Annotated in this window: 12 protein-coding genes; 6 read left to right on the top strand and 6 right to left on the bottom strand. The window is 37.0% G+C overall.

Annotated elements, in window-relative coordinates:
- Positions 1–52 precede the first annotated feature (52 nt).
- A complete protein-coding gene (hemL, locus tag C7H19_RS14280) occupies positions 53–1,354 on the bottom strand; it encodes a glutamate-1-semialdehyde 2,1-aminomutase (RefSeq protein WP_106457557.1) in 1,302 nt (433 codons plus the stop codon).
- Between the two features lie 257 nt (positions 1,355–1,611).
- On the opposite strand from hemL, the gene lipA reads away from it, so the two are divergent.
- Both lipA and sigC read left to right on the top strand, forming a co-directional pair.
- The gene (gene lipA / locus C7H19_RS14275; RefSeq protein WP_106457556.1) at positions 1,612–2,493 is read left to right on the top strand and encodes a lipoyl synthase; all 882 of its coding nucleotides are present in this window, start codon (positions 1,612–1,614) and stop codon (positions 2,491–2,493) included.
- A 249-nt stretch (positions 2,494–2,742) separates the two neighbouring features.
- A complete protein-coding gene (gene sigC, locus C7H19_RS14270; protein WP_106457555.1) occupies positions 2,743–3,972 on the top strand; it encodes an RNA polymerase sigma factor SigC in 1,230 nt (409 codons plus the stop codon).
- 101 nt (positions 3,973–4,073) lie between these two features.
- Here sigC and C7H19_RS14265 read toward each other — a convergent pair whose 3' ends face one another.
- The 4 genes from C7H19_RS14265 to C7H19_RS14250 form a co-directional block, all read right to left on the bottom strand.
- Positions 4,074–4,859: a hypothetical protein gene (locus tag C7H19_RS14265; protein ID WP_219907655.1), complete on the bottom strand. Its 786-nt coding sequence runs from the start codon at positions 4,857–4,859 to the stop codon at positions 4,074–4,076.
- Between the two features lie 101 nt (positions 4,860–4,960).
- Positions 4,961–5,995: a ribonucleotide-diphosphate reductase subunit beta gene (locus C7H19_RS14260; RefSeq protein WP_106457554.1), complete on the bottom strand. Its 1,035-nt coding sequence runs from the start codon at positions 5,993–5,995 to the stop codon at positions 4,961–4,963.
- A gap of 115 nt (positions 5,996–6,110) precedes the next feature.
- A complete protein-coding gene (locus C7H19_RS14255; RefSeq protein ID WP_106457553.1) occupies positions 6,111–6,551 on the bottom strand; it encodes a DUF29 domain-containing protein in 441 nt (146 codons plus the stop codon).
- A gap of 79 nt (positions 6,552–6,630) precedes the next feature.
- Entirely contained in the window at positions 6,631–8,952 is a 2,322-nt protein-coding gene (locus tag C7H19_RS14250) for a ribonucleoside-diphosphate reductase subunit alpha (RefSeq protein WP_106457552.1), read from the bottom strand.
- 529 nt (positions 8,953–9,481) lie between these two features.
- Here C7H19_RS14250 and C7H19_RS14245 point away from each other — a divergent pair.
- From C7H19_RS14245 to C7H19_RS14230, 4 genes are all read left to right on the top strand, one after another.
- Positions 9,482–9,967, top strand: coding sequence for an allophycocyanin subunit alpha (locus tag C7H19_RS14245; RefSeq protein ID WP_106457551.1), 486 nt, complete (start codon positions 9,482–9,484; stop codon positions 9,965–9,967).
- Positions 9,968–10,039: 72 nt separating this feature from the next.
- Positions 10,040–10,525: an allophycocyanin subunit beta gene (gene apcB / locus C7H19_RS14240; RefSeq protein WP_106457550.1), complete on the top strand. Its 486-nt coding sequence runs from the start codon at positions 10,040–10,042 to the stop codon at positions 10,523–10,525.
- Positions 10,526–10,720: 195 nt separating this feature from the next.
- Positions 10,721–10,924 carry a phycobilisome linker polypeptide gene (locus tag C7H19_RS14235; RefSeq protein ID WP_106457549.1) on the top strand — a complete coding sequence of 68 codons (204 nt, stop codon included), beginning with the start codon at positions 10,721–10,723 and terminating at the stop codon, positions 10,922–10,924.
- Positions 10,925–11,057: 133 nt separating this feature from the next.
- Positions 11,058–12,029 (top strand): tetratricopeptide repeat protein, encoded by a 972-nt coding sequence (locus C7H19_RS14230; RefSeq protein WP_106457548.1) that lies wholly within the window; start codon positions 11,058–11,060, stop codon positions 12,027–12,029.
- Here the strand turns inward: C7H19_RS14230 and C7H19_RS14225 are convergent.
- The gene (locus tag C7H19_RS14225) at positions 12,022–12,477 is read right to left on the bottom strand and encodes a gamma-glutamylcyclotransferase family protein (protein WP_106457547.1); all 456 of its coding nucleotides are present in this window, start codon (positions 12,475–12,477) and stop codon (positions 12,022–12,024) included. The genes C7H19_RS14230 and C7H19_RS14225 overlap by 8 nt on opposite strands.
- Positions 12,478–12,496 lie beyond the last annotated feature (19 nt).

The raw sequence follows: 12,496 nt of genomic DNA, 5'->3' as shown, positions 1-12,496 counted from the left end.
AGCTATTCAAATTTATAAAATAGCTGACTTGTCAAGTATATTTAACTAAAATTTACAAATTAGAGAGAACGGCTTTAGCTGCTGCGATCGTCCGCTCTACATCCTCATCTGTATGGGCTAGAGACGTAAATCCCGCTTCATACTGAGAAGGAGCTAGATAAACGCCGTGTTCGAGCATTCCACGATGGAAACGACCAAATTTAGCGGTATCCGATGTTTTTGCATCTTCATAGCTATGTACGGATTTTCCAGTAAAGAACATCCCAAACATTGCGCTAATTTGTCCACCATAAACCTCATGGCCTAAATCTTTAGCTACTTGTAATAAACCATTTGTAAGACGCTTGGTAATACGGTCTAATTGTTCGTATGTTCCAGGACGTTGTAATAATTCCAAGGTTTTAATTCCCGCCGTCATTGCCAGAGGATTTCCTGATAGGGTTCCTGCTTGATACATTGGCCCTGCTGGTGCAACCAGTGACATAATATCTTTACGTCCACCATAAGCCCCAACAGGTAAACCACCACCAATGACTTTACCGAGAGTGGTTAAATCTGGAGTAATGCCGAATTTTTCTTGTGCGCCACCATAGGCAATCCGAAAACCCGTCATAACTTCATCAAATACGAGCAATGCGCCGTTTTCTTGAGTTAATAGGCGTAATCCTTCCAAAAACCCAGCTTCAGGAGGAATAAAGCCAGCATTTCCCACAACAGGCTCAAGAATTACACCTGCGATCGCGTTACTGTTTTCAGCAAAGAGGGCTTTAACTGCTTCTAGATCATTGTAGGGTGCAGTTAAAGTATTATTGGTGGTTGTTTTTGGAACACCTGGAGAGTCGGGTAAACCGAGAGTAGCGACTCCAGAACCTGCTTTAACCAAGAACATATCAGCATGACCATGATAGCAGCCTTCAAACTTAATGATTTTGTCACGGCCAGTAAACGCCCGCATTAGACGTAAAACCGACATACAAGCTTCGGTTCCAGAGTTGACAAAACGCACCATTTCAATACTCGGAACAGCATCGATGACCATTTCCGCTAAGATATTTTCTTGAACACAGGGTGCGCCAAAACTGGTACCTTTATCTAAAGCTTCATGTAGGGCGGATATCACTTCAGGATGGGCATGACCACAAATGGCAGGACCCCAAGTGCCAACATAATCAATATACTGATTTCCATCTACATCCCAAATATAAGCCCCTTTAACGCGATCAAATACGATCGGTTCTCCCCCAACTGATTTAAAAGCACGAACAGGAGAACTAACGCCCCCTGGCATTAATTGTTGTGCGGCTGCAAAAACTTCTTTTGATTTGGCGGTATTAAACGATGTTGTACTAACCAATAGAATCTCCTTTTAACTTGAGTGTGTGAGTTTGCGCTTAAGATGGCTTTAATCTGTACTTATCTTATTATTCTACGAATCTTGATGCCGACAACAAGACTAAAACCCACAGACTTTATTAGTTATCACCCAAATGAGGACACTGATTCAAGCCTCGGTAATGCTTTGTAATATGTTGATGTAGATCCCCTGAATCGACATTAGTGCAGTAGGATAGGTTTGGAAGTAAAGATATATAAATAGTAAATACAGAAAGTATGACGGTTAAGCCCAGTTGGTTACGAGTAAAAGCCCCCCAGTGGGAAAGAGTGGGAAGTGTTAAGGAGATTCTACGGGATCTGGGTTTAAATACGGTTTGTGAAGAGGCTTCTTGTCCGAATATTGGGGAATGTTTCTCTGCAGGTACAGCAACGTTTTTAATTATGGGGCCTGCTTGTACTCGTGCTTGTCCTTATTGTGATATTGATTTTGAGAAAAAACCAAAGGCTTTAGATCCGACTGAACCCTTACGTCTTGCTGAAGCGGTAAAACGTCTTAATTTAAACCATGTGGTGATAACATCAGTTAACCGAGATGATTTACCTGATGGTGGGGCTAATCAATTCGTGCAATGTATCACTGAAGTTCGTAGCATTTCTCCTAAAACAACCATAGAGGTTTTAATTCCTGATTTGTGTGGCAACTGGGACGCTTTAGCAATCATTTTAGAAGCCAAGCCCGAAGTTTTGAACCATAATACAGAAACTATACCCAGATTATATCGTCGGGTGCGTCCTCAAGGAGATTATCAACGATCGCTCTTATTATTACACCAAACTCGTACAATTGCGCCCTGGGTTTATACAAAGTCGGGTATTATGGTAGGTTTAGGTGAAACAGACTCAGAAGTCCGTCAGGTGATGCAGGATTTACGCTCGGTTGATTGTGATATTCTCACCATTGGGCAGTATTTACAACCTTCACAAAAGCATTTAGGTGTACAAGACTTTATTACCCCCGAATTGTTCGCATCTTGGCAATTTTACGGAGAAAAAATCGGCTTTTTACAGGTAGTTTCGTCGCCACTGACTCGCAGTTCCTATCATGCCGAACAAGTTCAAGAATTAATGACGCGTTATCCCCGTAATATTACATATTAAATTTCATGACAAAATAAAACTTTTTAGGGAATCTCTACGGAAAAACTGTAGTAAATCACTGTAAACGAAGCTTTTAAATCGATCGCTTGCTTTTCTTATCTTGCTCAGTAAAGTTAAAAAGTAAACGTGAAAAATATTTTCATAAAAAACTTTTTAGATATGTATGATTTAGTGAACATCTTGGGAAAGCTATAAATAAGCATCGTACAAGAAGCTATTTGTTTCCGCAGTCGCCATAGAGAGAGAGCTATGTCACTAAAATCCTATTCGTATGATTACAATACCGTTGCTACTTCTGCTAACGAGCTAGAAATCGGTGATCCTTTTGAAGAGTCATTGAGCGAAATAGAAATCGACAATTTAGCATCGAGAGGAGAAATACAGCCTCGTCGAAGCGTGACGACTGATCTAGTTAGATTGTATCTTCAAGATATTGGGCGCGTTCCTCTTCTTCAAAAAGATGAAGAAGTACAAAAAGCTCAACAGGTACAGCGTCATATTTATTTACTTCAACTGCGTTCTGAGGCATCACTAACCCTTAATCCAGTTTTATACAAATTTAATCAACTGGTTGAGGTTCATGATCAATTGTCTTCTCAACTCGGTCATCGTCCTTCTTGGGAACGTTGGGCGTTTGCAGTAGGTCTGACTAGCTTTGAATTAAAGGCGGCGGTAAGTCAAGGAAAAACCTCTTGGGCGCAAGTTGCACAGATTGAGGTTTCTGAGTTAGAACAAGCGATCGCTTTAGGAGTACGGGCAAAAGACCAGATGATCAAAGCGAATTTACGTTTAGTTGTATCTGTGGCGAAAAAATATCAAAATAGGGGTTTAGAACTCCTCGATCTGATTCAAGAGGGAACGTTGGGATTAGAGAGAGCCGTTGAAAAATTTGATCCGACAAAAGGCTATCGTTTTAGTACTTATGCTTATTGGTGGATTCGTCAAGGGATTACAAGAGCGATCGCCACTCAAAGCCGTATTATTCGTCTACCTGTTCATATCACTGAAAAACTAAACAAAATCAAGAAAGCACAGCGTAAAATTTCTCAAGCTAAGGGAAGAACAGCAACAATGGAGGAAGTTGCTAAGGAACTTGAAATGACTCCACCTCAAGTTAGAGATATTTTAATGAGGGTTCCTCGTTCTGTTTCTCTAGAAGTTAAAGTTGGAAAAGAAAAAGATACAGAATTAGTTGATCTTTTAGAAACGACAGAGGTTTCCCCTGAAGAAAGTTTAGTTAATGAAGCATTACAAAAAGATTTAGAAAGTTTATTATCTGATTTAACAACAAGGGAAAAAGAAGTTATTCAACTTCGTTACGGTTTTAAAGATGGTAAATCTTATTCTTTAGCAGATATCGGCCGTGTTTTAGAATTATCCCGCGAACGAGTTCGTCAAATTGAAACCAAAGCATTACAAAAGTTACGTCAACCTCGTAGAAGAAATCAGGTAAAAGATTACTTTGAAGCCTTGAGTTAAGTTGATTTAAATTAAAAGAATATAGAATCTTGGTCTATCTAATAATAGCAGTTTGGTTAAATTTTGATAACTAAACTGTTATTTTTTTATCACACAAATATTCAATCTAATAAACTTCTTGTTAAACCTGATTCTTTCATGGCTTTTAAGATATTTTCCTTAACTCCTAATGTTTTACTCCATAATCCCAAATACGACCAATTTAATCTATCTCTTTGTAACTTAAAAACTCCTAAAATATCTCGCCATTGCTTTTGAGATTGAGACTCAGTCATCTTAAACCAAATTAACTTTTGTAAAATCGTATCTTCTGGACTACAAACATAAAATGCTTGTGCTGGATCATCAGAAATATATAATTGACGACGCGACATTTTGCTTAAATCAAAATTCGTCTTTCTACTGATGAAAATAGCGGCTTTTTCTGTAGTTTGTAAGTGAATTACATTAAATGAGTTAGTAACGCCTTCTATAGCTTGATAAACTGCTACCTCGCTGATATAAAAATCTTGACTTAAAGCATCAATTAATAACTGAACTTGTTCGGATTCAATTTCAATCGCTAGATCTAAATCTTCTGTAAATCTTACCTCTCCTTGTAATGAGCTTGCTACTGAACCACTTACATAATAAGGAATTTTCAAGGAATCTAAAATAGTCGCTAATTGATGTACTAACCAAATTGGCTCTTCTAACATTAACTCACCTTGATACTTGATTAGTTTTTCAATATGACTCCCTAAGAAACCCCAACGTTTTTCTAAATATAATTGTCTAACTTGAAATTTAGACGTATTAGGAAACTGATGATAAATTCCTGTTAAGGCTAACTGAGAACCTTTTTTAGCTATCCGTTTTACTAAGTTTAACTTTGCCGAATCAGACATATTTCGCTAAAGTCTAAATTGTACTAACTCAGCCTCAATGTGAGTATCTAAAGATTGAGTGATATATCCAGAAGTAATCATGATTTATTACCCCTAAATCTTTAAATATCGTCCCATCCTGATACCCCAGAAGACATGACATAACTTGTCACAGTTGCTTCAAAGAAATTAGCTTTAGTGTGAGCTTCTTTTTTGGTATCCGAAAAACGTTCTAAATGACTATAAAGACTCTTATTATACTTTTCTTCTTTGTACAAGGGTTCAAGACCGATCGCTCGTAAACGCATATTAGCTAAATACTTTGTATATTGTTCGGTACTGGTTTCTGTAATTCCTAAAATATTATTACCGACAATATGATTTGTCCAGCGACATTCATACCGTACCGCAGTATCAAACATTTCATAAATCTGCTCTAATGAATGTGGGAAAACCTGCATCGCTTCAGGAATTAATTTTTGATATAAACGCACATGAGAAAGTTCATCTCTATTAATCATTTTAAAAATGTCGGCACTTCCAGGCATTAGCATTCGAGATGCTAGATTATAATAGAAAATAAAGCCATTATAAAAATATAATCCTTCTAATAAATAGTCAGCCAAAAGTGAAACAAAGTAGTTTTCTGCTGTTGGACTATCTATATATTTCTGATAAATTTTTGCAATAAATTCGCAGCGTTCTTTTAATATTTTATCGGTTCGCCAAAAATCATAAACTTCATTTCTTCTTTCAGCAGGAATAATTGTTTCAATAAGGTATTGATAACTTTGATTGTGCATTCCTTCTTGTGAAACTTGTTCCGCCATACAAAGGCTAATTTCTGGAGCAGTTACACAACTTTTGATATGAGGAATATTACAAGTTTGTACAGAATCTAAAAAGGTTAAGTAAGAAAGAATCCCATCATAAGCATATCTTTCATCATCAGTCAAATTCCAATAATCTGTGACATCTTGGGTAATATCTAAGCGGTGCGGAATCCAAAAGTTTTCTCTCATTTGTTGATATAAACCAACTGCCCAAGAGTAGCGTACATCATTAAGCTGCATTAGGTTTGTTGTATTACCAAACCAAATAGAACGATTTTCAATTCGATCATCGCCTCCAGGATTAAAAATGGGATTAATTGGCATTTTCGCCGTTAATTTAGAGTTAGTTGATACCATTTTTTAGCAAAATATTCAAATGAATATTTATTGAAAAACAACTCAATGATTTTAACAACTTTAAAACAAAAAATCAATCTTTTTATTCTGGTAAATAATCCGAATCTAAAATTTGTTCTATAGTAAATGGAGATTCATCAGGAAAAGCATCAATAGATAATTTTGTTTCAATTGAAGCTCTTTTTTTAGCCTGTTGATAGCATTCATTGAGAACTTCTTGAAAAAATGGCTTTAAACTTGGACTATCTTGTAGACCTTCTTTAATTCTATATCGATGTTCTTCTATTGTTAATCGCCAACTTTTTGTTCTTTTTGTTGGCTGATATCTATATTTTAGTAGATGCTGTAGTAGAACAATTAAATTACTTTTTAAAGATTTTTTTTCACTTCTACTCATATCTAATATTTCATCGACAAGATTTTCAAGATCTAATTCAGTGAATTGACGATTTTCTAATAAATATGCTGTTTTTTCAAGCCATAGGTAGTAATCTTGTTCGTATAAACTAGAATTAAGATTCATATTTCACCACCAGACACTGTATAGTGATATTCTATCAACGCCAGCAAAAAAAAATCATAATTAAAGTTCTACTTAAGATTCAATTGGCACAAGAAGAACAAGTATCGTCAGATTCTTTAAAGTTATCTTTTTGTACGGTACGGATATAATAAATGGCTTTACATCCTTCTTGCCATGCCATAATTAATACTTCAAAGATATCTTTTGCAGTAATTACTCTTTCAGGTTCATCAAGAAAATAAGTTCCTTGATTAAGATTAAACAATAATTCCATCGAAATTCCTGTATCTATCCATTGCTGCATAACTGAAACTGCTTTAATCACTTTTTTCTGATCTAAAGATTTATTTTCAGGATAGAACCAGAAATAATCTTTAATAAAAGGTGGCGCGATCGGTACTGTTCCTTTTGCCCATTTATCATAAAAGAAACGGCTATAAACTGGCAGAATACTGGCTGTACAACCTTGAATTAAAGATGAGGATGTATTAGGTGCGATCGCTGTTATATGAGAATTTCTGATACCATATTTTTGAATATCTTCGGATAGTTTTACCCATCTTTGGGGCTGACTTGCATTCAGGGTAAACCACTCTACATTTTTTGAGCCAATTAATTTACCTTTTGCCCACTCACTACCGGGGAATGCTTCATATGCGCCCCTTTCTTGGCTAAGTTCCATTGAGGTTTGAGTACACCAATAGCCAATTTCTTCAAATAGATGATTAAGCTCGTCTAAACGTTCATAATTTAATTTTCGTTTGGCTAACCAGTCGGCTAACCCCATGCAACCAACACCAATTGTTCTATAACGATTATTGTGATCTTTTGCTTCAGTTAAAGGAGGATTAGTAATATCAATAGTATTGTCTAAAATTCGCACAGAAATTCGACAAGCTTGCTCTAATTCTTCATCGGCAATATTAGCAAGATTTAGGCTAACGAGATTACAACAATGAGCTAATTTTCCTGGAGTAACGTTAGAAAAAGACTCAACACACAAATTCACCCCAGGAATATAGCCCTCATGTTTATTGGGATTGGCTTTATTAATGGTATCTTTAAACGCTAGGTAGGGCATTCCTGTTTCTACCTGACTTCGCATGATAGTTTTAAACAGTTCTCTAGCATTAATCTTTTTATAAAGTGTAATTTCTGTACCGATTTTAGCTTCGATTAATTTATAAGCTTGCTCAAACTGTTCGCCCCAAAGTTCAGCTAGTTCTATACCTAGTTTGCTTTTGATTTCGTAGGGATCAACTAATGTCCATTCTTCTTTATTAATGACCCGACGCATGAATTCGTCACTGAGGACAAGTTGTGGGAAAATGTCATAAGCTTTACGACGTTGATCTCCGTTTTCGGTTTGCATTTCCAGAAAATCGGGTACATCGAGATGCCAAATATCTAAACTAATGGTAACTGCACCGGCACGTCTTCCACCTTGATTAACGGCGATCGCTGTATCATTGAGTAGTTTAATCCAAGGGACAACCCCACCTGATGCGTTAGGTTTACCCATCACATCGCTTCCTGTCGCCCGAATTCTACTAACATTAACCCCAACACCCCCACCGTTTTTCGAGATCCTTGCTGTGTTAGTGATTTCGCTGAAAATACTTTCTAAATTGTCAGCCATCGACACAATGAAACAACTGGTCAAAGAACCGTTAGGCACTCTAAGATTAGCTAAGATTGGCGTGGCGAGGGAAACTTTACGAGTTGCGATCGCTTCATAGAAACGTCTTGCCCACATTAAACGATTTTCGGCTGTTTCAGGGGAAGCTAAAAGCAAAGCACAAGTCAGAATGGCTTCTTGGGGCAATTCATTCGCCAATAAGTAGCGACTGGTTAATAAAACGGCTCCTGCATAATCATATTCTGTATCCCAATCAGGATTGAGCCAAGATCCCGCTTGTTTTAATTCTTCTTGTGAGTAGGTTAATATTCTGCGATCGTAATGTTTAGTTTCTACAAGAGTTTGTACTGTTTTTTCATAGTTCCCATAGGAATAGCCACGAGAGACGAGTGTATCTTTCCATAAACTCCAGATGTGAAGTCTTCCTGCGACATACCGCCAGTCGGGTTCATCGGGGCTACACATTTCTAAAGCGCAGTTGATCAGATTATCTTGTATGTCTCTGGTGGTGATACCATGACGAAGACGAGTGTTAAATGATGCTTCTAAGGCAATTGAATTAACGTCTAGCCCAACACAAGCCCAGTCTACAACTGTTCTGATTTTACTGATATCTAATGCTGTCCAAGAACCATCTCGCCGTATAACTTGAATTTGGTTTTCTGTTCCTGTGTGTTGTCCAGATGTAGTACGAGATGGCTGAGTATCGACTCTGTTGCTCTTGTTGTTGATAGCGTTTTGAGTCAGTAAAATCGGTTGCATAGATTACGCTAAAAAAAATATATATATGTACTATTGTTTTCGTCTGATATCAATAGTGCTTTTTAGTTATACCACGTATCTAGTGTTAATGAGTAGTGTCTAACTCCAGATATAGAAATTGCGATGGTAATTAAATGATGTTTTTTGGACAAATGGTAGTTTTGAATACAGCATTATTTTTTAACAATTTTCAATATGTCAAGACGCAATTATTATAGTACAAAAGCATTAATCTAATCCGTTCAATTTTGAAACGAGCTAAAAGCTTCTCTGGGTTTTCTGAGGAAAATGTTAAAAAGTATTACGAAATGACAGCGAATGTGAACAGAATGCCTGAAAATGATTGGGTCAGGCTGCTGTGAGACTAGACAACTGAAAAGTGAAACAAATCACAAAAATAAAGATTTGTCAAGCAACTCAGTAAAAATATGGCAAAAGTTAATATTAACTAGCTCGCCACAGTAGCCGATTCTGGTATAAGATATCAGCTTAAGTTTTTAAATTCTCATCTACTGGGAGGAATTCATCAATGAGTATCGTCACGAAGTCTATCGTGAATGCAGATGCCGAAGCCCGCTATCTCAGCCCGGGCGAACTAGATAGAATCAAAGCTTTCGTAGTTAGCGGACAAAGCCGCCTACGGATCGCTGAAACTCTAACTGGCGCACGTGAAACAATTGTTAAGCAAGCAGGCGATCGTCTTTTCCAAAAACGTCCTGACGTAGTTTCTCCTGGTGGAAATGCTTACGGCGAAGAAATGACCGCTACCTGTTTACGCGACATGGACTATTACCTCCGTCTAATCACTTACGGTGTAGTTTCAGGTGATATCACCCCCATCGAAGAAATTGGTTTAGTCGGTGTACGTGAAATGTACAAATCTTTGGGAACTGACATCGGTGCTGTTGCTCAAAGCGTTCGTGAAATGAAAGAAGTTGCAACAGGCTTAATGTCTGCTGACGATGCTTCAGAAGCTTCTTCATACTTTGACTATGTGATCGGCGCAATGCAGTAATTGACTGTGAAAGACCGTCACTTTGGTTTGTAACGATTTTTCAGACTAGACAAAAAATAAGGAAGCATAACTATGCAAGACGCAATCACCTCTGTAATCAACTCTGCTGACGTTCAAGGTAAATACCTTGATGGATCTGCGATCGACAAACTCAAAAACTACTTCTCTTCTGGAGAACTGCGCGTACGTGCAGCCAGCGTAATCAGTGCTAATGCTGCTGGTATCGTTAAAGAAGCTGTTGCTAAATCTCTGTTGTACTCTGATGTTACCCGTCCAGGTGGCAATATGTACACCACCCGTCGCTATGCTGCTTGTATCCGCGACTTAGACTACTACCTCCGTTATGCTACCTATGCTATGTTAGCTGGCGATCCTTCCATTCTTGATGAGCGCGTTCTCAACGGCTTAAAAGAAACCTACAACTCATTAGGAGTTCCCGTTTCTTCCACCGTTCAAGCGATCCAAGCTATGAAAGAAGTTACCGCTAGTTTAACCGGTGCTGATGCTGGTAAAGAAATGGGTGTATACTTCGACTACATTTGCTCTGGCTTAAGCTAGACAACCCGCGCAAGACCCCGTAATTAAGGAGTCAATTAAGGTTCGGGAAGTCAAGAGTGAGTGCTAGCTGGTTAAAGGCTGAATTTATCGGTTTTGACGATCTAGTATTGACTTCTGACTCCCGACCTTTGTCATATAAGATTAAGATAGACTCTCACTACAAGACTTTTATCAGAATCAGGAGAATTTATACCCATGCGGATGTTTAAAATTACTGCGTGTGTTCCTAGCCAAAGCCGCATCCGAACTCAACGCGAATTACAAAATACCTATTTCACTAAGTTAGTTCCTTATGACAACTGGTTTCAGGAACAACAACGCATTATGAAAATGGGCGGAAAAATTGTTAAAGTTCAGTTAGCTACTGGTAAACCAGGTGCAAACACTGGATTACTATAATCTTAGGTTTGATACGAAGCAAGGGGAGGTCAAATGACCTCTTTTTGTTGTTTTAAGGTATTGAAGTTAATTCGTTGGCAGCAATTGGGAAATCTATAAATAGACTAATTTATTGAGTTTTAGTAGATTTCCAATGAGTTTACCGAATGTTCTGTCAAAATTACAATCAAAACAATCTGAAATAGAATTACAGCTATTGGCTGCTGATGCTTTACATTACACTTTCGAGCAAAAATTATTACACACTAATTGTTCTAAGCTAACCACTCAGTTAGAAGAAGTTATTGAAAAATTTGAAAATTATCTAGAAAAGATTCCACTAGACGATTTATATTATCGTTTGGCTCATCTCTATCTAAGACAAAAAAACTGGCAAAAAGCGGATAACATATTACATCAGCTAGATGAAAATTTTTATTACCAAACAGAAGCTTTGATTTACATAGCATTATGTAGATATAAGTTAGGAGACAAACAAGTAATTTCTAAAATAGCAAAACAACTTAGCTTAGAACCAGAGCAAGATAAATTTGAATCAAGATTAGTTCAAGAACAAAAATATAATCTTTTAGAAATGCTTGTCTATGCTTGTGATGATTTATCTTATGAAGATTTAGATCCTTACTTTAAACATGGTTCAATGAAAGTTTATTTGATTCTAACCAATCAGAGACCTCACAGATGGCAATCGATTAGTGACTTTCGATTAAAGTCTCTAGTACAAGATATACAAGACCAGCAAAATTGTTTAATTTTTGATATGAGAGAAGATAAAAGCTTGCCCAAAATTGAAGAAACTCAATTACCGAGTGCGACTAGCAATAACAAAATACGACCCACTGTTGTTAAAAGTTTTTTCACATTGATAGCTGAAAAAAAGACCCCCTTACGTTCAACAATACTACAAGCTTTGCAAAATAAATACCTTGATAGTAATGCAGATGAAAAAGGTTGGGAGAGCAACTTATCTCGTTGCAAAAAAATTATTAATGACTTACTAGGAGATAAAAATAATATTAAATGCGATAGGCAGGAAAATAATGAGTTTGTCTACCGCATAAATTGCCCCTATTTAATAGTTAAAGATTTAGTCCAGATTAAATAAGTCTTTGTTGTTCAATCGCTTTAAGATAATCGCCAGGCAACCCGCAGAAATGTCCGCCATCAATTATTTTTTGTAAATATTCTCGACTGGGGTGCAAAGTATCATCAATAAACTTAGGTTGAGCAATATATATATCAACCTCAACCGCTTTTTGCTCATCAAATGTGTAAACAGTATGAGGTTTACGAGCATAATGCTTTGGATGTCCTTCACGAAAATCCATTTCATATAAATCCTCATTATTTAATTTTACGATGATTCCCCAGACTGAACGTGTTGGATGAGGACAAATATTAGCCGCAGCAGATTTATCCTGTTTACGCTTATTAAAACGTAATTCATGTTTAGGTAAGTATGCTTTTTGAGCTTTCAAATCCCAATTTTTTGCTCTTGTTTTGAGTTGCTCACGATCTAAATTTGAACCGTACATAAAGATTGCATGAGTCATAATGCTTGTCTCCTCAATA

The sequence above is a fragment of the Aphanothece hegewaldii CCALA 016 genome (assembly GCF_003007785.1).
Taxonomy (GTDB): Bacteria; Cyanobacteriota; Cyanobacteriia; order Cyanobacteriales; family Microcystaceae; genus Chroococcus; species Chroococcus hegewaldii.
Note: the sequence above shows the minus strand (reverse complement) of the source record. Positions and strands in the feature narration are given on the sequence as shown.